Source organism: Chitinophaga varians, from assembly GCF_012641275.1.
GTDB lineage: Bacteria > Bacteroidota > Bacteroidia > Chitinophagales > Chitinophagaceae > Chitinophaga > Chitinophaga varians_A.
Window position 1 is genome coordinate 3,351,543 of the sequence record NZ_JABAIA010000001.1, and the last position, 24,132, is coordinate 3,375,674.

Consider the following 24,132-nt stretch of genomic DNA (forward strand, 5'->3'; position numbering starts at 1 on the left):
GAAAATTTTATCTGAATAATTTGATGATGAACGAAACTAAGGCAAAAATATTTCAAATCCGGCCCGTATTTGCTGAAATGACTGATTTTGTGTGGGTCATGATAAAAAAAAACCGTGAAGCCTCAGCTACACGGTTCGATATATAATCAGGGTGACAGACGCTGTTGTTAGAAACGGGGACACAAAGTCTTGTATTTGTTGTTCTCGTTCCGGGTGTGGATGTAAATCAATGATATCTCCAGGCCGCCACGGGCGTTGGATGCAGGGCGCAGGCTGGATACGTTGGTGTCGTAAGTCATACCTACCTGGAAACCTTTGAACTGCATACCTACGTAGGGAATGACCGCATCTTTCAGACGGTACCAGCTGCCCAGGAAAAGAACGGTGGGATTGTTTTCTTCCACTTCGCTGAGCGTGAAGCCATAAGCGCCGCCAAACGTGAATTCTGAAGCGGTGCTCTGTTTCATATACAGGATGCTGGTATGAAAACGGTCCTTCCCGTTTACCGGCACAGAGCCGCCGCCATGTATGGTCCAGCGGTAGCTGAGGCGGTTCTGGGTCTGGTCCATAAAGGATTCTATGGGTTGGGTAATATGATAATAGGAGGCGCCCAGATAGATGTTCGACGATTCGCCGATCAGGCCATTATACAAGACACCGATGTTGGGATCGAAGTAGGAAATTTTCGGATTGACCAGCGTTTCGTTGCTGGGTATCAGCGGGTTGTAGCCGTTGTTGTCCATCTGGTTTTCAAACTGCAGCTTGGTATTATCTATACGCTTCTGCACCAGTGTGCCCTGCAGGCCGATGGCGATGGTATGGTTGCCTTCCGGGTCTAGGCCTTTATGATAGGCAGTACTGGCGGAAAGATAGGTAGCGGTGAGCGCTCCGCCTCCGCTTCTGTCGTACATGGCCATCAGACCAACTCCCCAGATGTCGGTATAGGAGATGACATTTTTCAGTATCCCGAAATCAATAGCTGCCGTGCCCGTCACGAAAGGCGTAGAGATGCTGCGCCATTGGGAACGGTAGTTGCCTGATATACGGTAATCGCCTGAAAATAAACCAGTAAAGGCCGGGTTAAGCGTGAGCGGCGAGGCGAAAAACTGCGAAAAGTGCGGGTCCTGCGCCCGCAATGAATTAAAACACAAGAATATGGTCAAGAATAGTAAAGCTCTTTTCATAAGATAAGCTTAAAGCATAGGGTTTATGCAGTAAGGGTGAAGGTACACCAAATATGTTATATTTCAAATTAAATCCATGTGTAAAAAGATTAATACGGAACGAAGTGACTATCGCCATAATAAATTTACGGATTTAACAATTTAAATTATGGTGTAAAATCGTGTGATATACCCGCATAATATAAATCGCTAAACCCGTAAGCTGTATTCCGAAAATTCCTTGTATTAAACGCCGGACCCGGATTATTGTTGTAGTTTATTTCCGAAAGCCAGGTCTCCGGCGTCGCCGAGGCCCGGTACAATATAACCTTTGGCAGTCAGTTCATCATCAATATCTCCTGCCCAGATGGTAATATTGGCTTTGGTATTACGCAGCACATATTCAATTCCCACGGTGCAGGCGATGGCCACCACCAGATGAATATGACTGGGCTTTCCGATTTCTTCCAGGTGCTCGATGGTTTTCACCAGTGAAGACCCGGTGGCCAGCATGGGATCTGAGAGGATCAATACCTGTCCTTCAATGGAAGGACTGCTCACATATTCCAGGCTGATATCGAAAGAACCGTCGTGATTATGCTTGCGGTAAGCGGAGATGAACGCATGGTCCGCCTTATCAAAATAATGCAGCAAACCCTGATGGAGTGCCAGTCCCGCCCGCAGGATAGTGGCCAGTACCGGCTGTGCTTTCAGCACCCGGCAATTGGCGATGCCCATGGGGGTAGTCACCTCTTTCTCTACATACTCCAGCGTTTTGCTGATCTCATAGGCGGCCACTTCGCCCAGCCTTTCCATATTACGCCGGAAACGCATACGGTCCTGCTGTATATCCACATTCCGGATCTCGCTCAGCCATTCACCTACCAGCGAATTTGTTTCACTTAAATTGATTATCATATATCTGCTTCGCTTTGAAGCGGCAAATTACCGAAAATATATGTAACCTATTCCTGATCGGTGTCCTTATTGACCAGCCGGGCCTTTTTCACCAGTTGGATGAATTCTGCCCGGTATCCTTCCTTGTCTTCGCCTTTGGCGGAAGACGCCAGCTGCAGCACATCCTTATAGGTGATATCGCCTTTAAAAGCGGAATTACGCAACAGTTGCCCGAAAGCCGCAGCTGCCGTGGCCATGCGGAAGTCTTCCGACGCCTCTGTGATCTGCTGCCTGTTATACGGCAATACCTGTTGCATCAGCCGGCTTTTGTCTTCATCCGGCAGTTTGTACCGCAGCTTAACGGTCAGCACTTCCGGCAGATGGCCCACCACGGTGGTTTGCTGGTACTTCAGCGGGTCTACCCAGCTAACATCTTTGCCCGCCTTGTCTGTGGCTGAAATAATCTCATACAGGGCAGTCACGGTATGACCTACGCCCATGTCCCCGGCATCTTTTTTATCGTTATTGAAATCTTCATTCTCCAGCATCCGGTTTTCATAGCCTACTAACCGGTACGACCGCACGAAGGCGGGATTAAATTCCACCTGGAGTTTCACATCTTTCGCAATGGTGAACAACGTGCCGCCAAATTCGGTCACAAAGGTGCGGCGGGCCTCTTCAAAATTATCGATGTACGCATAGTTGCCATTTCCTTTATCGGCCAGCAGTTCCAGCTTGTTGTCTTTATAATTGCCCATGCCAAAGCCCAGTACAGAGAGAAAGACGCCCTGCTGCCTTTCTTTTTCGATGATCCGCTGCAGCTCGCCGTCGCTGGAAGCGCCTACGTTGAAGTCACCGTCTGTGGCCAGGATAACGCGGTTGTTGCTTTTTGCGCTACGGTTTTCCGTAGCGATCTTATAAGCCAGCTTAATGCCTTCGCCACCCGCGGTGGAACCGCCTGCCTGCAAAGATTCCATGGTCTCCAGTATCTTCTTTTTCTCACTACCGCTGGTAGATGGTAATACCACACCGGCAGCACCGGCATACACCACCACGGCTACGCGGTCCTGTGGGCGCAATTGCTGCACCAGTGCCGCGAAGGCGCGTTTCACCAGTGGCAGTTTGTTTTCTGCTTCCATGGAACCGGAAACATCTACCAAAAACACCAGGTTGGAAGGCGGCAGGTCACGGGTATCCACCTCCTTGCCTTTAAGGGCAATGCGTACCAGCTGGTGGCGGGTATTCCAGGGACAAACCGCCATGTCAGTATAAATAGATACCGGGTCTTTACCGGCAGGTGCTTTATAGTTGTAATCAAAATAATTGATCATCTCCTCCACGCGTACTGCGTCCTGTGGCGGCAGCACGCCCTGGTTCAGGTACCGGCGCACGTTGCTGTAGGAGGCCCGGTCCACATCTATGCTGAAGGTGCTGAGCGGTTGCTCGGTAGCAGCATGGAAAATGTTTTCATTGACAGGGCTGTAGTCTTCTGTGTCAAAACGGCCCGCAGGCGCGGGAGAGGAGATGATATGGCTGCGGCGTTTAACACTGCCGTTGGCCACCACTCCGGCGGCTTTGCCGGTTAGCATCTGTGTTACCGGCGGTGTTGATACCGGAGACGGCATATAAGCACTGACGACAACTTCCTGAAGTGCCTGGTCTTCGATGATCGCCAGGGGTACGGGGAGGGGGCTCATGTTAAAAACAACGGATGATCGGCCGGCGGTAATCTGCATTTCCACGTTGTGGTAACCGGTGGCAATGGCTTCAAGGGTTAGTGCGCCGGATGGGGCTTTCAGGGTGAACCGGCCGTTTTTGTCACTGGCGGCCATATAGTCGGTGCCTTTTACACGGACCACCGCATGGCGGATGGCGTCATGAGAGCCTTTTTCCTGCACACGCCCTGTAATAACGCGTAATTGCGCAGTTGCCTGGATAACTATCAGGCAGCTCAGCAATAGTAGGGAGAAGTATTTCTGCATAATATGGGTGTTTTCTGCAGGCATGATGCAGGGACGCTAAGAGATTCCATAAACGGGTTAAAAAAAATTACCCGAAGGGAAATCCTACCTTTGCCAAAATTTTAGTTGAATGGTATACAACGTAATAGGTACCATGTCCGGCAGCTCGTTGGACGGACTGGATATCGTTTTTGCTGAGCTGACGGAAATCAGGGGACAATGGACTTATGTCATCAAGGCTTCCGAAAGCCTGCCTTATGAACCGGAGTGGGTAGAGAAGCTGGCCGCCGCCACTACGCTGCCTGCAAAGGAATACCTACTGCTGCATACAGCATACGGTCATTACACCGGACAGCGTATCCTGTCTTTCATCGAAAAAAATGAACTGGACCATAAAGTACATTTCATCGCTTCCCACGGTCATACCACCTTTCACCTGCCCGGCCAGAAAATGACGGCCCAGCTGGGCGATGGCGCGGCCATGGCGGCAGTGACCAAACTGCCGGTGATCACCGACCTGCGCTCGGTAGACGTAGCGCTGGGCGGACAAGGCGCTCCCATTGTTCCTATAGGAGAGAAATATTTGCTGGGAGGTTACCAGTTCTGGCTCAATCTGGGCGGCATCGCCAATATCTCTGCCGAACTGCCGCAAGGCTTTGTGGCATTCGATATCTGCCCGGCCAACCGGGTGCTCAATGAGCTGGCCCTGCAACTCAACAAGCCCTATGATGATGGCGGCAAGCTGGCTGCCGGCGGTGTTGCCGATGCCGGACTGCTGGCGCAACTGAATGCGCTGCCTTACTACCAGCAGCCATGGCCCAAATCACTGGCCAATGATTTTGGCACAGATACCGTACTGCCTATGGTCAATGCGTTGCGTATATCCGTACAGGGTAAACTGCGCACATACACCGAACACATTGCCGCGCAGATCGCGCAGGCTGCCGGTCAGCTGAAAACAGCCATGCCGGAAGGTCCCGCTAAATTACTGGTAACAGGTGGCGGCGCCTTCAATACTTTCCTCATAGACACCCTCCGGCAGCAGCTGGCACCGCTGAACATCGAAGTGGAAGTGCCCGACGCGCTCACCGTAAGCTTTAAAGAAGCGCTGATAATGGCCCTGATAGGTGCTTTGAGATGGAGACAGGAAGTGAACGTACTTTCTTCTGTAACAGGTGCGGAACATGATTCTATCAATGGTGCGCTCTGGATCAGCCACTAATGAATCTTAATATAAAAAAGCAACGGCTGCTCATTGGGGGCAGCCGTTGCTTTTTTATTAATGGTCCCAGGGCTGAAGCCCTGGGCTACAATGTGCTTTAAATCCAAGGCAATCGTGGTTCCATAGATGGTGTTTTACCTTGTAGCCCGCGAATATTTATATTAACACACCTGATTTGTTGCGGGGTTACGCTTTTAATCAGAAAGCCATGTATCCGCAAGAACCTGAACAAATCATAGCCCGGGGCTTCAGCCCTGGGAATTTGTCGATTTTATGCCTCTATAGCAGTGAATGCAAATTTGTCCCCGTCAAACAAACCCAGGTCGCTGAGTTTTAGGTGAGGGATCACCAGCAGTGCCATGAAAGACAATGTCATATACGGAGAAGCAAGCGTAGACCCCAGTTGCTTGGCTGCCTGGTCGAAATGGCTGTATTGCTGTGCCACCGTATAGCCGTCAAGGTTGCTCATCAGTCCGGCCACGGGCAGGGGCAGTACTTGCACAGCTTCATTTTCTGCTACGCTGATACCGCCACGGTGCGCGATGATACCGTTGATAGCGGTGCAAATGCTGGCATCATCGATGCCGGCGGCTATGATATTGTGGCTGTCGTGCGCTACAGAAGAGGCGATGGCGCCACGTTGCAGGCCAAAGCCTCGGATAAAGGCGATAGCGGGGGGCGCCTGGCGGTAACGGTTTACGACTACCAGTTTAATTACATCCTGTTGTGTATCGCAGGCGATGTGGCCGTCCTGTACGGGCAGGGTGGCCTGTAGGGCGTTGGTGATCAGCTGTCCGTCCATGGCTTCCATTACTTTGACCGTGATGGTGTTGCCGCTGGCAGGTACGCTGAAATCCACCGGGGAAGAGGGCTGGCACACGAAATTGTTCACTGCCGGCGTAGTTACCGGTTGGATGAGTGTTTTGCCGTTTTCTGCCACTTTGATACCATCGATATAGGTGGCGAGGATATTAAAATCTTTGAGATCATTGGTGATGATAAAATCGGCGGGATCATTTTCCCGTAGCAGCCCGGTGTTCAGGCCATAGTGCAGTACCGGGTTTACGCAGGCCGCACGTAGCACTTTGAAGAGGTCGATGCCATGGCCCAGCGCACGTTTCACCAGTTGATTGATATGTCCTTCCACGAGGTTGTCCGGATGTTTGTCGTCACTGCAGAACATGATTTTCTCCGGGTGATGGTGCAGCAGGGGTATCAGGGCTTCAAAGTTTTTGGCGGCGCTGCCTTCGCGGATGAGGATGTGCATGCCGTAATCCAGTTTTTCCTGTGCTTCTTCCAGCGTAAAACACTCATGGTCGGTGCTGATGCCGGCTGCAATATATGCCCGGGCTGCTTCGCCGCGAAGTCCCGGTGCGTGGCCGTCGACCGGCTTGTTATGTTTTTGGGCGGCGGCTATTTTGGCCATGACGTCCGGGTCCTGATGCAATACGCCGGGGAAGTTCATCATTTCCGTGAGGTATTTGATATCGTCGCGTTGCAGCAGTTGTTCGATGTCGGCCACTGTAACTGTGGCGCCGGCTGTTTCGAAAACGGTGGCGGGCACACAGGATGGTGCGCCGAAGTTGAATTTAAAAGGGACTGTTTTACCGTTGTCCAGCATAAATTGAACACCTTCAACGCCCATGACGTTGGCTATTTCGTGAGGATCGCTAACGGTAGATACGGTGCCGTGTACGACAGCCAGGCGGGCGAATTCAGAAGGCACCAGCATGGAGCTTTCTATATGGACGTGGGCATCTGTAAACCCCGGCAGGATAAAATGCGGATAGTCGTTGCTGTTACGAACGATCTGCCGGATGTGGCCGTCCCCGATGTGCAGGGTGGCCGGGTAAATTTCCTGTTGCAGGATGTCTACAAGATTGCCTGAGATCTGATAGCTATTCATGCCGTAAAGCTAAGCAATAGCCGGCATTTTCAATGATCACATCTGCGAATGCTAAAGGAGGGTACGTTTTTTGGTACCTTTGTCCATTCAAAAAAATCAACGGGAGTTTATGAGATATGCAAGAGCTTTTTCACTGGCAGCAGGATTGGTAATGGGCGGCATCAGCCTGCAGGCCCAGACGCTGCCTGAAATATTAGAGAAGTACACCGCTGCGCTGGGCGGCGCCGACAAACTGAAGGCGATCAAGACCCAGTATACGGAAGGAGAAATGACATTTGATGCGCAACAGGGAATGAAAGTGCCCATAAAGAAATGGGTGAAGCAGAACGAAGCGATGCGGATGGAATTTGACGTTCAGAACATGAAAAACATACAGGTGGTACGTAAAGATGCAGCCTGGCAATACATGCCGGTTACCACCAATATGAACGTGGAGGAGATAGACCCTTTGGTCAGGAAGCTCATGCAGCCACAGCTGGATGTTACCGGCGAATTGTTTGATTTGGCCGGCAAAGGCAAGAAAGTGGAGCTGGCGGGCCAGGACACGCTGAACGGTGAAAAAGTATATAAACTGAAAGTGACCACGGCCGAAGGAGTCAATGGTTTTGCGTATCTCGATGCAAATACCTTTTATCTGGTGAAGGCCACCAATGAGGTGGAAATCAAGGGGTACAAAACAGAACTGGTAACGCGCTTGTCTGATTACCGGAAGACAGTGGACGGATATGCTTATCCCGCCCAGGTGGAACAAACTACCGGGGATACGAATGTCAGGATCCGTGTGAATAAAGTGGAAGTGAACCAGCCGATGGCGGATTCCCTGTTTGAAAAACCGGTGGCTAAATAAATGAAGGTGCGCAAAACGCCGGGGTGTTGTGCCCCGGCGCTGCGCTATTTATACAGTTTGATCATTTCTTTGGCTTCAGTGGCCAGTTTATCTGCCAGGTGCTGTGGTTCCAGTACCTTCACCTGTGCGCCATAACTCAGCAGCAACATGGTGAGTTCAGGGTTGATGACTACCTGCAGGGCTATACGGCATTCCTTGCTGTTGTCTGCCAGCACCTGCTGGGAGGAATGGATCGGCTGCGATTTGATATAGTTTCCCTGTCTTGGGGAGAAGGACAACACTACTTTCTCCGGTTCGCCTTCATGTACGGTGATTCCGATAGCATGCTGGAAGTAACTGGCATCATCAAAATTCTTTTCATCAAAATGTTTCATGGTAGGCCATAGGTTCACCACCCTGTCGAGGGCAAAGGTGATGACTGCGCCGCCTCTGGTTTGCTGGCTTTTGCCGATCAGGTAAAAGCGGTGCTGGTATTCCCGCAAATGGTATGGTTCCACCCAGTGTTCCTTGGGTTCGTTGCGGTCAAAGCTCTGGTAGGCGATGCGGACCACTTCCAGGTTTTTGATGGCGTCCACGATATCAGGGATAAACTGGGCGCCCTTGTATTGCGTAGTGCGGGTGAATTTGATCAGCCCTTTATGTTGCAGGGCTTCCCGGTTCATTTTGAGGCTCGCGGCTATTTTGAGGATAGCGTCTTCAAACTGCTGCACAACCGGCAGGCTGCGGAATTGTTCGAGTATGCCGATAGCAATTTCCAGTCCCTGTAAGTCAGCTTCCTCAATGGGAATATTGCTGATGGAGAAGGAATCGTCCGCATAGCGGTAGGTACGGCTGCTGCGGTCATACACGATAGGCGCCATGTAATTGAGCTCCGGGTCCTGGCGCATGTCCTGAATATCTTTCTGAATGGTGCGGGTAGAGATGGCCGCGTCCATTTTTTCCGATACATATTCAATCAGGTTTTCCAGGGTAGGTTTTGGCAGCCTTTTATTGCGCAAACGCTCGTCTATCCAGCGATAGCGCGAAACTGCGTCCTTGTTTTTTGGCACAAGCGTAAAATTTAGGCTTAAAAATAAGCATTTCCGGGCTTTAGGGGAAAATGACAAAAAAAATTTCACACGTTGTTGTCACTACGCAAATCCCTTGCGTGCGGAGGAGGTAGCTTTGTATTGTTATCAAAAGCTGATAGTTATGAGTAAAGCACATACAACGACAGCAACTATGCAAATGCAGGCCATTTCAGTTGGCCAGATCATTATGGACGATTCCAACTATCTGACATTATGGGGCCATGTGCAGCAGGATGGCGTGTGGTATCCTTGTGATCTTGTAACTACTTATGAAGTAATGAATACAATGTTAAGGTACAGCCACGAAAAAAATGATGCGGTACAAATGACCATTGTAAGAAAGTTGGAAGCGATGCACCATGTGCCTGAACTGATTGATCTGGAAGAAGAAATGGGTGGCGCAGTGGTTTTTGATAACATGGTTTTTTTCCTGAGCAGGCCGGAACACCATGAATGGGAGATCTGTGCGGACGATGCCTGTTATTTTATTCAGAAAGTGGTGGCAATGCCGGTAACGCCTCCCATACCGCCAGCGCGGGCTGCGTTGACGGAAAAAATGGAGGAATGCCTGCAGACACTGCGCAACAAGTATGACCTGTACCTTGGATTTATTGAAATAGACCTGGAAGATGAAGCTGCCCGCGTAAAAGCCGGCCTGACCGATGATCTCAGTTTCAGTACCGCCTATTATGCCTGGCAGCTACATCTTTCAAATCCATCTTGATTGAAAACCCTGTTTTTCGTCCGGATGTTTGTAACCCCGTCGTCCATTGTCCCTTAACCCGTGAAGTATCCTTGTTTGTTAGTTCCATTTTTTTACAAATCCCGTTGATTGAATCCAGTTTGTTTGCCCCTGTTTGTTAGCCTCAAAACCCTATTTATGACCTAGCCATCATTGTTGAGCTTAACCCCTGGTTCATCTGTTGTGACCCTGAAGAGGCAGGCTGCCAGCGCAGCCTGCCACAAAAACTACCCTGCCGGTTCCCTATTAGCTGCCTTCCTGGTTTTCACGCCAGGAGGGTGCCCGGTCGGTGGTATCTGTATTAGAATCGTATTAAAAATTCCCTGTAATCGGGCCGGCTTTATCCGGTTCTCAAAAAAAAGCAGATAAAAAGAGAAAAAGTTCCTTTAAAGTCTATAATTTTTGTAGGAAAATGCTATTTTTGGTCAAGTAAATTGTGAAACTATGAGTTTAAGACTGGGCGATACTGCTCCCAATTTCAAAGCTAAGACCACAATAGGAGAAATAGATTTCTACGAATATCTCGGCGACAGCTGGGGCGTTCTGTTCTCTCATCCTGCTGATTTTACCCCCGTTTGTACAACTGAGCTCGGTAAAACCGCGCTCCTGAATGGCGAATTCGCCAAAAGGAACGTTAAAGTGCTGGCACTCAGTGTAGATCCGCTTGATAAACACCTGAGCTGGATAGGAGATATTAACGAAACGCAACATTGTGACGTAACTTTTCCTATTATTGCAGATGAAGATAAAACAGTGGCCAACCTTTACGGCATGATCCACCCGAACGCTTCAGAAACATTTACCGTAAGATCTCTGTTTATCATTGGTCCCGATAAAAAAGTAAAACTGACGATCACCTACCCGGCCTCTACCGGCAGGAACTTCAACGAAGTTTTACGCGTAATCGACTCCCTGCAGCTGACCGCTAAATACAGCGTAGCTACACCAGCCGACTGGAAAGATGGAGAAGATGTTATTGTTACGGCGGCAGTGCCCACCGCAGAAATTCCGGAACGTTTCCCGAAAGGCCATAAAATCATCAAGCCTTATCTGAGAACAACACCACAGCCTAACAAATAAAAAACGAACACAAGGAAGCCGAACTATCACACAACCAGGTACCGGCTTTTCACTATAAGAGTTTTTAATGGTTGGTTTTTGATTTTTACGAAGCGGGGATTTTTCCCCGTTTTTTTATTTTCATATTTTCGCATTTAAAAATTTTGTTATTTGTTTGGGTGCTTACATGGTAAAGGTTGACAAGGGAAATAGACATCTCATGACACCTGCACAAAATAAAAAAGCCCGCCGGCATATGCCAACGGGCCAGTATTAAACCAAAACTATTTATATCTTCTTCTGTAACAACATCCTCAGCTGTTCCCTTCCATATCTAAATACTAAAATGTTATCGGTGTTTCCTGAGTTGGTTCACCACAGCATGGATATCTTTGGGCAACGGCGCCTCTATGGTATACGTTTTACCGGAAGGGTCCTTGAAAACCAGCATGGCTGCATGCAGCGCCAGTCTGGACAGCAGCGGTCTTTCTTCTTCGGTATGTTTGCCCAGTTTGAATTTTTTCTTAATAGAAGACAATAACACCGGCTGGGGACTGCCATACAATTCATCTACCGCAATCGGGTGACCGAGATGTTTCATATGCACCCTGATCTGGTGAGTACGACCGGTATGTATCCGCCATCTTACCAGACTGTAGAGGCCAAAGGATTCCAACACTTCATAGTCAGTGAGGGAAGCTTTGCCCTTACGGTTGGTCACCATCTTGCCTTTCTGCACCGGATGCTCCATAATGCCTTCGTTGATAGAACCTTTTTCCGGCATGGGCACGCCATGTACCAGGCCGAGGTAATATTTCTCCACATCACGGCTTTCAAACAGCTGGGAGAAATACTTATGGGCCGCTTCATTGCGGGCAAACAAAATGATGCCACTGGTGTCGCGGTCCAGGCGGTGAACGGTAAATATTTCCCCATAAGCCTTCTTCATGACGGCTATCAGGGACGTCAGTTCGTTATCGTGCCGGTCCGGCAGCGTAAGCATGCCGGAAGGCTTATTAACAACAACAAAATCAGGAGTCTCCAGTAAAATATGCTCTTCTAATCGCACCAGTTATTTTTTAAAATGTTTCAGCAGGATCACTTCTTTTTCATTGAGATAACGCCATTGGCCACGGTTGAGCGTCTTCTTGGTGAGGCCGGCATACATCACGCGGTCCAGCTTTTCCACATTGTAGGAAAGGTGCTCAAAAATACGGCGCACGATACGGTTTTTGCCGCTATGGATCTCAATACCAATCTGCTTTTTGTCCTTGGGATCTACATAACCTAACGCATCTACGAAGGCTACGCCATCTTCCAGGGTAAGACCGGCAATGATCTGTTCAAAATCATTTTTGGTAAGCGGTTTGTCGAGCTCTACCTGGTATATTTTTTTGATGTTGTGTTTAGGATGTGCCAATGTCTGCGCCAGTTCACCATCGTTGGTGAGCAACAGCAATCCGGAGGTGTTGCGGTCAAGACGGCCTACAGGATATACCCTTTCTTCACCGGTTGCGTCTTTGATCAGGTCCATCACGGTTTTGCGGCCTTCGGGGTCATCAGTGGTGGTGATAAAACCCTTGGGCTTGTTGAGCAGGATATACAGCAGGTTTTTAGTCAGGTTGATTTTTTTATCGGCCAGTGTAACGGTGTCTGCACCAGTGACTTTAGTAGCAGGTTCTGTCACTACCGTACCGTTGACGGTCACTTTACCTTCTTTGATAAAGTCGACTGCCTTGCGGCGGGAGCACAGTCCACAGTGAGCAATGTATTTGTTCAGCGGCATTTCGCCCGGAGCGAAAGCGCTTTCCTTGCTTTCCCTGGCTTCTTTTTTATGGCCGGAAGCGCTCTGGTTACCAGTGCCGGAGGCCCTGGAAGCCATGCGTCTTTCCTGTTTTTCGGTAAACCGGTCGTTGGTGCGGTCAAAGAATTTTTTGCGGTTAAAGCCGCTGGGTGTTTCCTTTTTGGGACCACCTTTTGAATCATTGAAATCTCCGTGGAAGGAGCTTTCATCTTTGCGGGCGTAGTTGTCGGTTTTTTTGCCGAAAGGTTTTTTGTCGCCGTAAGTGCGTTTACGGGAGGCCGGTTTTTCGTCGTTGTTACGGTCGTCGCTGGCAAATCCTTTGCGTACGGGTTGTTTGCCATCACCGAAGGCGCGCTTGCGGGGAGTATTTTCTTCCCTGGAGGAATCTTTATCACCAAAGCTGCGCTTACGGAAAGCGGGTTTATCTTCTTTGGAGGAATCTTTATCACCAAAGCTGCGTTTACGGAAAGCGGGTTTATCTTCTTTGGAGAAATCGTTGTCACCAAAGCTGCGCTTACGGAAAGCAGGTTTATCTTCTTTGGAAAAATCTTTATCGCCAAAGCTGCGTTTGCGGGGAGTTTTATCTTCTTTGGAGAAATCCTTATCACCAAAGCTGCGCTTGCGGAAAGGCTGTTCGCTGTTATCGGACGTGCGTTTGCGGAAGCCGGCGGTGCCGTCATTGCTGTAGGTACGTTTACGTTGAACAGGTGCTTCTCCTGCGTTGTCTTTTGCAGATGCTCTTCCAGGCCTTTCACCATCAAAGGAGGAGCGGTTGCGGTTGCCTGCTGCCGGTTTGTCTGTGTTGTCCGTTTTTCTTCCTTTAAAAGGAGCCGGGCCCTTCTTAGCAGGTTGTTTCTTCTTCATAAATTATTATTAATTGATGGTCATGCGTACATGACCCATAGTGTTTTTATTGTGCTGATTAACCTTTATTGGCCAGCTGTCCGCAGGCGGCATCGATGTCTTTACCACGGCTCCGGCGCAACCTTGCATTCACACGGTTTTTAGCGAGATAGTCCATGAAGTCCTCAGCGGTTTCAGCATCAGGCTTCTGGAAGCGGGCGTTGTCAATCGGGTTGTATTCGATAATGTTCACCAGGTCGGCAGGTACCTGACGATAGATTTTTATCAGTTCGTCGGCGTCCTGTTTGGAGTCATTGAAATCCCGGAAGAGGATATATTCAAATGAGATCTCGTTGCCGGTGGCCTTATAGAAGTGATTCAATGCCGCGATCAATTCCTTCAGGTTGTTGGAATCGTTGATAGGCATGATTTCGCTGCGTTTTTTGTCGTTGGCGGCGTGTAAAGACAGGGCGAGGTTAAAGCGCACCTGGTCATCTCCCAGCTGGCGGATCATTTTAGCAACGCCGGCAGTAGATACGGTGACCCGTTTAGGGGACATGCCCAGGCCGTCAGGAGCAGTGATCCGCTCGATGGACTGCAACACATTTTTGTAGTTGAGCAAAGGTTCTCCCATGCCCATGAATACGATGTTGGTCAGTTTCTTTCCGTTGTGCTCCAGGGCTTGCTGATTGATCAGCGCCACTTCATCGTATATTTCGTCAAAATCCAGGTTACGCTTGCGGTCCATGTAACCGGTAGCACAGAACTTACAGCTGAGACTGCAGCCTACCTGTGAAGATACACAGGCAGTTTGACGGGTATCAGTGGGAATAAGCACCCCTTCCACCAGGTGATTGTCGTGTAAACGGAAACGGCTTTTGATAGTGCCGTCGTTGCTGTGCTGTGTGGCGTCCACCTTTACGGCAGGCAGCACAAAATTTTCCTCCAGTTTGTGACGGAGGTCTTTAGACAGGTTTGTCATCGCTTCAAAGCTGGTAGCATGGCGCAACCAGAGCCATTCATACACCTGTTTCGCACGGAAGGCCTTTTCATCAATAGACCCAAAATATTCTTGTAATGCTGGCAGACTTAAGTGCCGGATATTTTTCTTGTCAGACTTCATTATTGACCGTTATATGAGCAAATGGCTGCCTTACGGCAGTCGGAAAGCATCTGCAAAGATAGGTAAAATAGCAGTTGGCCCCGCAGTTATCATCTTTTAGCTTGATAATCAATTCAAAAGAAATTAATTGTCTTACAATATTTTGATAATCATTATTTTAAATATGTAAATGGATTTATGGGAGGGGCACCGGACTACCAGAAAACAGGAAAAAGCCGGTCGCCGGCAACGGAGCCGGGGAAAAAGTGGCAGCGGGAAAAAAGAGTTTTATATTGCAGATAACAACAAAATCAACAAAATCAACATGCAAGTCGCTTACATTGTAGACGCAGTACGTACGCCCATAGGCCGCTATGGTGGCCTGCTGAGTACCGTCCGCCCGGACGATATGCTGGCCCATGTACTGAAAGCCCTGATAGACAGGAACCCTTCCATAGACCCGGCAGCCATTGAAGATGTAATTGCCGGCGCTGCCAACCAGGCTGGTGAAGACAACCGCGACGTGGCCAGGATGGCCGCACTGCTGGCCGGTTTACCGGTAACGGTGGGCGGCAATACGGTGAACCGCCTCTGTTCTTCCGGCCTGCAGGCCATTATGGACGCTTCCCGCGCCATCATGTGCGGCGACGGTGAGATATACCTGGCAGGCGGCGTGGAAAGCATGACCCGCGCGCCTTTTGTCATGAGCAAGGCCGACGGCCCCTTCAGCCGCAAAGCAGAAATCTTTGATACGACCATTGGATGGCGTTTTACCAATCCGCAGCTGGCGGCCATGCATCATCCCTATTCCATGGGAGAGACCGCCGAAAATGTGGCGCGCCAGTGGCAGATAGGACGGGAAGAGCAGGACCGTTTTGCCCTGCGCAGCCAGCAGCTGTACGCTGAAGCGGAGAAAGCCGGCCGCTGGAAGGATGAACTGATACCAATTACCGCTGCGTCCGGCAAGGAGCAGGTGCTGGTTTCACGGGACGAACATCCCCGGGAAACAACGCTGGAGAAACTGGCCAGCCTGCGTCCGGCATTTGCGAAAGACGGTTCGGTGACAGCCGGTAATTCTTCCGGCATCAATGATGGCGCCGCCGCAGTGATGATCGTCTCGGAGAATGCCCTGCAGCGTTTTAACCTGAAGCCGCTGGCGATGGTACGCGCCATGGCCGTGGCGGGCGTAGACCCTGCCATTATGGGCATCGGGCCGGTGCCGGCTACCCAAAAGGCTTTGCAGCGTGCCGGCCTTACCATAGACCAGCTGCAGCTGGCCGAATTTAATGAAGCCTTTGCGGTACAGGCGCTGGCCTGTATGCGCGACCTGGGGATCAACCCCGATATGGTGAATGTGAATGGAGGCGCCATCGCGATAGGCCACCCGCTGGGATGCAGCGGCGCCCGCATTACCACTACACTGTTACATGAAATGAAACGGCGGCCGGAAGCACGCTACGGCCTCGCTACCATGTGTGTGGGCGTAGGTCAGGGTGCTGCGATGATCTTTGAAAAGTGTTGAGGACTTGCCTAAAAATAACGAGCGGTCGGACATTACATCCGGCCGCCCGCTGCTGGCAAGCAAAAAAAGGGTCGTTCATAGACAAATTTGCTTCTCCGTCATCATCTTCCGGAGATTGATCAGGCCATATCTCATACGACCCAAGGCGGTATTGATACTCACTTGCGTGAGGTCTGCAATTTCTTTGAAACTCAGTTCTGCATAATGTCGTAGGATAATTACTTCCCGCTGCTCTTCAGGGAGCATGTCCAGCATGATCCGGACGCGGTCGTGGCTTTGGCGGGTGATGATCTTGTCTTCCACGCAGCTGTCGCTGAAGCCCAGTACATCGAAGATGTCTTTGTCATCGCCGGTTTTTATCATCGGGGTGCGCTTGATCTTTCTAAAGTGGTCCACACACAGATTGTGTGCAATACGCATAGCCCAGGGTAAAAACTTCCCTTTCTCTGTATAACGTTCAGCCCTGATCGTGTCGATGATTTTGATGAATGTATCCTGGAAAATATCTTCCGCCAGAAAGGAATCCTTAACAAGCAACAATATGGAAGTGAACACCTTGTCTTTATGACGGTGAACCAATTCCTCCAATGCTGAAGTATGGCCTTTCTTAAAAAGGGTAATCAACTGCTCGTCGCACAATTTGTACATTATTTGCATAAACTTCTACAACTAGAACGGGTTAGTAAATAAATACGGATTTTACAGCCTGTTGGTTGTTTAATTGAGTAGAGTTTAGGCGATAATGAGCAGTTTTAAGCGTTAAAGATTTTGTTACTATTCCAAGGTATAGAAAAGGTTCTATGCAAATATAAAAGAATACTTCAATAAAACAAATAATAAAAATAGCTTTCCTGCCCTTGGAGATTAGCTTTTAGCCATTTTGGGGTACTTCGTTCTGGTTAATTTTCTGTAAACGGATTGCCGGATCAATTACTATTCAACTAACATCTTTTCCCGTAAATTTGTTCTGTCATGGCAATGAAAACAAAGAAAAAAGAAACCGTCATTGATCCTCAGCCGGTTAACCCGCAGGACAATATCTTCATAAAAGGCGCCAGGGTCCACAATCTGAAGAATGTGAGCGTCTCCATTCCCCGTAACAAGATGGTGGTGGTGACCGGCGTTTCCGGTTCGGGAAAATCCTCCCTGACAATGGACACCCTGTACGCTGAAGGACAACGCCGCTACGCGGAAAGCCTTAGCTCTTACGCCCGCCAGTTCCTGATGAGAATGAACAAACCGGACGTGGACTACATCAAAGGAATCTGCCCAGCAATCGCGATCGAGCAAAAAGTGATCACCCGTACGCCCCGTTCAACCGTTGGCTCGATGACGGAGATCTATGATTATCTCCGCCTGCTCTTTGGCCGCATCGGTAAAACATATTCCCCCGTGTCGGGCCAGCTCGTGAAAAAACACGAGGTGAGTGATGTGGTGGACTATATCTCCCATCTCGAACACGGCAGCAAAGTCTTACTACTGGTGCCTTTCCGCAGGCACGCCAAAAGAGACGCTAAAGAAGAACTGAACATCCTGCTGCAGAAAGGCTTCTCCCGTTTATATGCTCCCTCCGCCGGTGGCAACGGCTTGTTGCGCATCGAAGAACTGATGGAACAAAAGAAACCGGCTGTGCCCGCAGATGCCTGGGTGCTGATAGACAGGCTGGTCGTCAAAGATTTTGAGGAAGATGATAAACACCGTATAGCCGACAGCGTGCAGACAGCTTTCTATGAAAGCGAAGGCGACTGCCACGTGGAAGTGGACGGTAAAAGCATCACCCACTTTGCCAACCGCTTTGAACTGGACGGGATCCAGTTTGAAGAACCGGTGCCCAACCTCTTCTCGTTCAACAACCCTTACGGCGCCTGCCCCACGTGTGAAGGCTTCGGACAGGTGCTCGGTATTGATGCGGACCTCGTGATCCCCGACAAACGCCTGAGTGTTTTTGAAGGCGCCATCGCTCCCTGGAGAGGAGAGAAAATGGGCGAATACAAGGAAGCGCTGATCAAAGTGGCCCGTAAATTCGGATTCCCGGTACATAAGCCCATAGCAGACCTGACAGATGAACAGGTACAATTGCTGTGGACCGGCAACGAACACTTCTACGGCCTGAACGAATTTTTCAAAATGGTAGAGCAGAACCTCTACAAAGTACAATACCGTGTGTTGCAGGCACGCTACCGCGGACGTACCATATGCCCCGAATGTGGCGGCGGCCGTTTGCGCAAGGAAGCGCTCTACATCCGCGTGGCCGACAGTAACATCGCCCGCCTGGTAGATATGCCGGTATCAGACCTGAAAAACTGGTTCGATCAATTGCAACTGAACGAATATGATCAACAGGTGGCCAAACGTATCCTGTTTGAAATTAATCACCGGCTGAAAACCTTGCTGGACGTAGGGTTAGGATACCTGACGCTCAACAGGGTGGCTAATACCCTCAGTGGTGGCGAAAGTCAGCGTATACAGCTTACCCGTACACTGGGCAGTAACCTTACCAACTCCATGTACATCCTCGATGAACCGAGTATCGGTCTGCATGCCCGTGATACCCACCGTCTTATCAATGTGCTGAAAGAACTGCGCGACCTCGGCAATACCGTGGTGATCGTAGAACACGATGAGCAAATGATGGAAGAGGCCGATTACATCATCGATATGGGACCGTTGGCAAGTCATCTCGGAGGTGAGGTGATCTTCGCAGGCACCTACCCGGAAATTCTGGAGGATGGCAAAAGCCTGACCGGCAAATACCTGAGCGGTAACTATCGTATAGATCCTCCGGCCAAACTGCGTAAATGGAAAAAAGCCATTACGCTCGAAGGCTGCCGTCAGCATAATCTGAAAGATATTACAGTAGATTTTCCACTGGAAGTCTTTACCGTGGTGACAGGCGTGAGCGGTTCCGGTAAAACCACGCTGGTAAAGCAAATCCTCTATCCCGCGCTGATGAAGCTGAAAGGTGAATTTGCGGAAAGGGTAGGCTATCACAAAGCCCTTAAAGGCGCCGTGGATGAGATCACCCAGATTGAAATGGTAGACCAGAACCCGATCGGCAAATCTTCCCGTTCAAACCCGGTCACCTATATCAAAGCATACGACGAAATTCGTGACCTCTATGCAAAACAACCACTCAGCAAAATGCGTGGTTTCCAGCCCAAACATTTCTCTTTCAACGTGGATGGCGGCCGTTGCGACGCCTGCAAGGGAGAAGGGGAAGTGATCGTGGAAATGCAGTTCCTCGCGGATGTACACCTGACTTGCGAAAGCTGCGGCGGTAAAAGGTTTAAAGACGAAGTACTGGAAGTGACCTATAAGGGCAAGAATATTTATGAAGTGCTGGAGCTGGGCGTAGATGAGGCGTTGGAATTCTTTAAAGATGAAAAGGACGTATGTAATAAAATCCGGCCACTGAGTGATGTGGGCTTAGGTTACGTTAAACTGGGCCAAAGCAGTGATACCCTCAGTGGTGGCGAGGCGCAACGTGTGAAGCTGGCGTCTTTCCTCGGAAAGGGAAAAGCACAGGGAAAAATCCTGTTTATCTTCGACGAACCCACTACGGGTCTTCACTTCCATGATATAAAGAAGTTGCTGAACTCTTTCAATGCGCTCATCGATCAGGGACATACCGTACTGGTAATTGAGCACAACCTGGACGTGATCCGCAGTGCCGACTGGGCAATTGACCTGGGGCCTGAAGGTGGTGCCGGTGGCGGAAACCTGTTATATACAGGCGTACCGGAAGGGTTGAAGAAAGTGAAAGAAAGTTATACCGGGAAATTTCTCTAAAAAGAAAAAAAATACCCAATAAAAAGAGGGCTGGTCAGTGATGATCAGTCCTCTTTTTGTTGGGCAAGGTGTATAATGATTGGTGCTTATCGAAGCCTGTCCAGTGATTTGATCAGCTTCTCATCTTTATAGATGCCTCTGGCAGCCATGAAAAGCAGTATGATCACCAGTACCGGAAGAAATGCCGGAAACTGGAAAGAGCCTGATGCCACTGGTGTTCCGCTGGCAGCAAATTTATTGCCGGTTTCCTTTACGGTGTAATAGGTGTAACCCAATGCGGCAATGGCAAAGAGAATATTGAAGATGGTAAGGCGGAACTGCAGTTTTCTCTTTTTAAACAGGAAAATGCAAAAAAGTGCTAACAGGATGATGATCACATACAGCACGAATAACAGGTAGTTGCTGGAGGCATTGACAGCGATGGCTGTTCCATTGCTCAGCTTGGCTTTCCACAGATCAAAAGACAGGGTAGCGGCTCCGGCTCCGGCAGCCAACAGCAGATAAAGACTCTGAATGCGTTGTATCATGATATTTGTGAATGTTTAACGGCGTAAAAGTAAGCAAATTTAGTGGTTGAAAAGCGCAATATCTGATAGCGGACTGCGGATTTTGATAGTCCGTATAGTGTAATACTTCGTATATTGCACGCCCAATAACAATCTTTTTATACTTATATGGCAAGAAAACTGAATAAGCAGGATGCGTTGGACTATCATGCAAAGGGAAGGCCGGGCAAGATCGAAGTAATACCTACGAAAGATACTAAAACACAATGGGACCTCTCCCTGGCCTATTCTCCGGGCGTTGCTGAACCTTGCAAGGAGATTCACAAAGACGTAGAAAATGTTTATAAATATACTGCCAAAGGCAACCTGGTAGGGGTTATCAGCAATGGTACCGCCGTACTGGGCCTGGGAGATATCGGCCCGGAAGCCGGTAAACCGGTGATGGAAGGAAAGGCTGTACTGTTCAAGATATTTGCCGATATCGATGTATTTGATATTGAGTTGAATACCAAAGACCCCGATAGTTTCGTGGCCGCAGTGAAAGCCCTCGAGCCTACTTTCGGCGGCATCAACCTGGAAGACATTAAAAGCCCTGAGTGCTTTGAAATCGAAGACAGGTTGCGTAAAGAGCTGAAAATACCGGTAATGCACGATGACCAGCACGGTACTGCCATCATCTCCGCTGCTGCGCTGCTCAACGCGCTGGACCTGGTAAAGAAAAAAGTCGACAAAGTAAAAATAGTGGTGAATGGCGCAGGAGCCGCTGCCATGGCTTGCGTGAAGCTGTACGTGGCACTGGGCGCCAAACCGGAAAACTTCATCATGTTCGATAAGGACGGGGTATTGAATAAATCCCGTACAGACCTTACTGAAAGGCATATGCAGTTTGCCACCACTTCCAAAATAACCACGCTGACAGAAGCCATGAAAGGCGCCGACGTTTTCCTCGGTTTGTCTGTCGGTAATGTGGTGACACCGGAAATGGTAAAAAGCATGGCTAAAAATCCGATCGTGTTCGCTATGGCCAATCCTGATCCGGAAATTGCCTATGATACTGCCATCGCTTCCAGACCGGACGTGATTATGGCTACCGGTCGCTCTGACTATCCCAACCAGGTTAACAACGTACTCGGATTCCCTTACATTTTCCGTGGCGCACTGGACGTAAGGGCCACCCAGATCAATGAGGCCATGAAACTGGCTGCTGTACGGGCACTCGCCGAACTGGCCAAATCCCCTGTGCCGGATATCGTGAACCTGGCTTACAACGAAAGAAACATCGTTTTCGGACCTAAATATATCATTCCCAAACCCCTGGACCCACGCCTGTTAAGCACCGTGGCGCCCGCTGTTGCAAAAGCAGCTATGGAAAGCGGTGTGGCACACAGCCCTATTACCGATTGGGAAGCTTACAAACAAGAGCTTAACAACCGTCTGGGACTGGACAACCAGCTGTTCAGGGTGATTGGCACCAAAGCCCGCCGCGACCCGCGCAAGGTGGTATTCGCGGAGGCCGACAACGTAAAAATCCTGAAGGCCGCCCAGGTAGTAAACGACGAAGGTATCGCCTTCCCGATCCTGCTGGGCAATGAAGCCCGTATCCGTCAATTGATGCACGAGAACTCCATCGAGATAGATGATGTGGTGATCATCGACCCGAAAAGCGATGAGATGCAGGAAAAACGTCACGCCTTTGGAGACCTGTTCTTCGAAAAACGCAAGCGTAAAGGCTTTAACCATTACGAAGCCCGCAAAATCATGCGCGAACGTAACTATTTCGGCTGCATGATGGTGGAAACAGGAGAAGCAGATGCCCTGATTTCAGGCCTTACCCGTAAATATCCTGACACCATCCGTCCGGCACTGCAGGTAATTGGCATGGAAGAAGGCGTGAAACGCGTAGCCGGTATGTATATCATCAATACCAAACGCGGTCCGCTGTTCCTGGCGGATACCACGGTGAACTTCAATCCCACTGCGGAAGAACTGGCAGACATCACCCTGATGGTGGCCAAAGAGGTGAAACACTTCAACATCACGCCACGTATCGCGATGCTGTCTTACTCCAACTTCGGCTCCAGCCAAACGCCGGAAGCCCAGCTGGTGGCTAAAGCCCGTGAAATCGTGAAACAACGTGACCCTCAGCTGGTAGTGGACGGCGAAATCCAGGCTGCGATGGCTTTCAACAAGGAAATTCTGAAAGACAACTATCCGTTTACCGAATTGATGAACGAGGAAGTGAACACCCTCATTTTCCCGAACCTCACCGCTGGTAACGTAGCATACAACCTGCTGCAGGAAGTAGCCGGCTTCGATGCCATCGGTCCGGTACTGCTGGGCATGAAAAAACCGGTGCATATCCTTCAATTGGGCAGCACGGTAAGGCAGATCGTTAACATGGTGAACATCGCTGTGGTAGACGCGCAGGAAAAGTGCCGCAAAGCTGAATGTAAAGAGGAGAAAGCGAAAGCGGACAAGAAGAAGAAAAAATAAGGAACTTCAATTTATACAGAGAGCGAAGGCTATCAGACATCACCCGTCTGGCGGCCTTCGCTCTCTGCGTTTATTATGCCCTGCTGCGCCTTCGCTTGTCCGGATTTGATTAAATTTGTCTTATGCAGACAATCTCCAAAAAGAAGATATTCTTTCCGATCAATGAGGCTTTCCGTAACTACCTTAAACTGTACGAGCGGGAGGTGAAGCTGCCACTGACATATCAGGAACTGCGCTATTATGAGCATTCCATTTCCGTATATGACAAGGAAGGCAAGGATACCCTCTGGGAAACAGTATTTTATCCGCAAAGCACGATGGATTCCATTCATGCCGGCCTGAAACGGATTTATTCCATCCTCAAGGCCGGGGGTGACCAGACCGCGGAAGAGCATCTGCATATAGAACGCATTGATTACTGCACCTTTGGCAATTCCCATCCCTTCCGCATCAAGATCGTCAATAACTACAACGAAGTATATGACTACTTCTATATCAAGGTGGCCGATGCTTCCCGTATCTATGGGCTGGAGCTGGAACATATCCTGTCACCCTACTGGATGAACTTTCTGATTGATGGTAATACTTTGGTGGAGGAACATATTGCCGGTGTGCCCGGGGATCAGTTTATTCTGCATTATCTCGACAGGATGGATTTTAATCCCAAACGTATCGCCAAGGAGTTTGTGAAATTCAATGAGCGTTGTTTTGTGCGGTTGCTGGGGGATATGCGCTCTTATAATTTTATCATTGATATCACTCCTGATTTTGATGATGTGCAGTTCCGTATCCGCGCCATTGATTTTGACCAGCAGTTTTACGAAGGTCGCCGCACCCTGTATATGCCGCAGTTTTTTAAGGAGAACCGTGTGTTTGTGGAGCTGGCGATGAAGCATCTCAATGCTGAAGTGGTAAAGCAGTACCAGCAGGAAGAGCGGGCATTGATCGCACGCCGTCTCAAGGTGCAGCGTCACCGGATCAAAGACCTGCGGGACGTGATCATGACCGATAAAGTGTCTTTCCCGGAGAAGGTGCAGCAGCTGGGAGATGAGCTGGCAGAGTATTATCACGATGCTGTTTTTTCGCGTTGCAAGACGATGGGCGAAATTATCGAGCGTAGTTTGAAACGCTTACTGGTAAGCAGTTTACGTTAGCCACACCATAAAATCTTAAATTCGGGTCGGATTGGCAAAATCCTTCATATCT

Annotated in this window: 17 protein-coding genes and 2 pseudogenes; 9 read left to right on the forward strand and 10 right to left on the reverse strand. The window is 49.5% G+C overall.

The window, feature by feature from the left end:
• Positions 1 to 167 precede the first annotated feature (167 nt).
• The 3 genes from HGH92_RS13815 to HGH92_RS13825 all read right to left on the reverse strand — a co-directional run bounded on the left by HGH92_RS13815 (position 168) and on the right by HGH92_RS13825 (position 4,042).
• Positions 168 to 1,184 (reverse strand): PorP/SprF family type IX secretion system membrane protein, encoded by a 1,017-nt coding sequence (locus HGH92_RS13815; RefSeq protein WP_168871282.1) that lies wholly within the window; start codon positions 1,182 to 1,184, stop codon positions 168 to 170.
• 243 nt (positions 1,185 to 1,427) lie between these two features.
• Entirely contained in the window at positions 1,428 to 2,081 is a 654-nt protein-coding gene (gene upp / locus HGH92_RS13820; RefSeq protein ID WP_168871283.1) for a uracil phosphoribosyltransferase, read from the reverse strand.
• 47 nt (positions 2,082 to 2,128) lie between these two features.
• On the reverse strand, positions 2,129 to 4,042 hold the full coding sequence (locus HGH92_RS13825; protein WP_168871284.1) for a YfbK domain-containing protein: 1,914 nt from the start codon (positions 4,040 to 4,042) through the stop codon (positions 2,129 to 2,131).
• A 109-nt stretch (positions 4,043 to 4,151) separates the two neighbouring features.
• Between HGH92_RS13825 and HGH92_RS13830 the strand changes: the two genes are divergently transcribed.
• Positions 4,152 to 5,243, forward strand: coding sequence for an anhydro-N-acetylmuramic acid kinase (locus HGH92_RS13830; RefSeq protein ID WP_168871285.1), 1,092 nt, complete (start codon positions 4,152 to 4,154; stop codon positions 5,241 to 5,243).
• A gap of 271 nt (positions 5,244 to 5,514) precedes the next feature.
• Here the strand turns inward: HGH92_RS13830 and ade are convergent, their stop codons facing one another.
• A complete protein-coding gene (ade, locus tag HGH92_RS13835) occupies positions 5,515 to 7,149 on the reverse strand; it encodes an adenine deaminase (protein WP_168871286.1) in 1,635 nt (544 codons plus the stop codon).
• A 109-nt stretch (positions 7,150 to 7,258) separates the two neighbouring features.
• Between ade and HGH92_RS13840 the strand changes: the two genes are divergently transcribed.
• On the forward strand, positions 7,259 to 7,996 hold the full coding sequence (locus HGH92_RS13840) for a hypothetical protein (RefSeq protein WP_168871287.1): 738 nt from the start codon (positions 7,259 to 7,261) through the stop codon (positions 7,994 to 7,996).
• A 44-nt stretch (positions 7,997 to 8,040) separates the two neighbouring features.
• Here the strand turns inward: HGH92_RS13840 and HGH92_RS34175 are convergent, their stop codons facing one another.
• Entirely contained in the window at positions 8,041 to 9,045 is a 1,005-nt protein-coding gene (locus tag HGH92_RS34175; RefSeq protein ID WP_168871288.1) for a helix-turn-helix transcriptional regulator, read from the reverse strand.
• A gap of 142 nt (positions 9,046 to 9,187) precedes the next feature.
• On the opposite strand from HGH92_RS34175, the gene HGH92_RS13850 reads away from it, so the two are divergent.
• Positions 9,188 to 9,790 carry a hypothetical protein gene (locus HGH92_RS13850; RefSeq protein ID WP_168871289.1) on the forward strand — a complete coding sequence of 201 codons (603 nt, stop codon included), beginning with the start codon at positions 9,188 to 9,190 and terminating at the stop codon, positions 9,788 to 9,790.
• 462 nt (positions 9,791 to 10,252) lie between these two features.
• Entirely contained in the window at positions 10,253 to 10,888 is a 636-nt protein-coding gene (locus HGH92_RS13855; protein ID WP_168871290.1) for a peroxiredoxin, read from the forward strand.
• Positions 10,889 to 11,216: 328 nt separating this feature from the next.
• On the opposite strand, the gene HGH92_RS13860 is transcribed toward HGH92_RS13855, so the two are convergent.
• From HGH92_RS13860 to rlmN, 3 genes are read right to left on the reverse strand one after another with little or no spacing between them, the layout of a single operon-like run.
• The gene (locus HGH92_RS13860; RefSeq protein WP_168871291.1) at positions 11,217 to 11,936 is read right to left on the reverse strand and encodes an RluA family pseudouridine synthase; all 720 of its coding nucleotides are present in this window, start codon (positions 11,934 to 11,936) and stop codon (positions 11,217 to 11,219) included.
• A gap of 3 nt (positions 11,937 to 11,939) precedes the next feature.
• The gene (locus HGH92_RS33795) at positions 11,940 to 13,535 is read right to left on the reverse strand and encodes a pseudouridine synthase (RefSeq protein WP_247654882.1); all 1,596 of its coding nucleotides are present in this window, start codon (positions 13,533 to 13,535) and stop codon (positions 11,940 to 11,942) included.
• Positions 13,536 to 13,593: 58 nt separating this feature from the next.
• Positions 13,594 to 14,637, reverse strand: coding sequence for a 23S rRNA (adenine(2503)-C(2))-methyltransferase RlmN (gene rlmN, locus HGH92_RS13870; RefSeq protein WP_168871292.1), 1,044 nt, complete (start codon positions 14,635 to 14,637; stop codon positions 13,594 to 13,596).
• Between the two features lie 169 nt (positions 14,638 to 14,806).
• On the opposite strand from rlmN, the gene HGH92_RS13875 reads away from it, so the two are divergent.
• Positions 14,807 to 16,138: an acetyl-CoA C-acyltransferase gene (locus HGH92_RS13875; RefSeq protein WP_317166402.1), complete on the forward strand. Its 1,332-nt coding sequence runs from the start codon at positions 14,807 to 14,809 to the stop codon at positions 16,136 to 16,138.
• 75 nt (positions 16,139 to 16,213) lie between these two features.
• On the opposite strand, the gene HGH92_RS13880 is transcribed toward HGH92_RS13875, so the two are convergent.
• On the reverse strand, positions 16,214 to 16,795 hold the full coding sequence (locus HGH92_RS13880) for an RNA polymerase sigma factor (RefSeq protein ID WP_410493898.1): 582 nt from the start codon (positions 16,793 to 16,795) through the stop codon (positions 16,214 to 16,216).
• A 315-nt stretch (positions 16,796 to 17,110) separates the two neighbouring features.
• On the opposite strand from HGH92_RS13880, the gene uvrA reads away from it, so the two are divergent.
• Positions 17,111 to 19,927 carry an excinuclease ABC subunit UvrA gene (uvrA, locus tag HGH92_RS13885; protein ID WP_247654883.1) on the forward strand — a complete coding sequence of 939 codons (2,817 nt, stop codon included), beginning with the start codon at positions 17,111 to 17,113 and terminating at the stop codon, positions 19,925 to 19,927.
• An 86-nt stretch (positions 19,928 to 20,013) separates the two neighbouring features.
• Here the strand turns inward: uvrA and HGH92_RS13890 are convergent, their stop codons facing one another.
• Positions 20,014 to 20,454: a DUF4293 domain-containing protein gene (locus HGH92_RS13890; RefSeq protein ID WP_168871294.1), complete on the reverse strand. Its 441-nt coding sequence runs from the start codon at positions 20,452 to 20,454 to the stop codon at positions 20,014 to 20,016.
• A gap of 147 nt (positions 20,455 to 20,601) precedes the next feature.
• Here HGH92_RS13890 and HGH92_RS34330 point away from each other — a divergent pair.
• From HGH92_RS34330 to HGH92_RS13900, 3 genes and pseudogenes are all read left to right on the forward strand, one after another.
• A pseudogene (locus tag HGH92_RS34330) lies at positions 20,602 to 21,828 on the forward strand (malic enzyme-like NAD(P)-binding protein); the annotation flags it as partial.
• Between the two features lie 75 nt (positions 21,829 to 21,903).
• Positions 21,904 to 22,926 (forward strand): annotated as a pseudogene (locus tag HGH92_RS34335) (phosphate acyltransferase); the annotation flags it as partial.
• A 122-nt stretch (positions 22,927 to 23,048) separates the two neighbouring features.
• Positions 23,049 to 24,080 (forward strand): hypothetical protein, encoded by a 1,032-nt coding sequence (locus HGH92_RS13900; protein WP_168871296.1) that lies wholly within the window; start codon positions 23,049 to 23,051, stop codon positions 24,078 to 24,080.
• Positions 24,081 to 24,132: the final 52 nt, after the last annotated feature.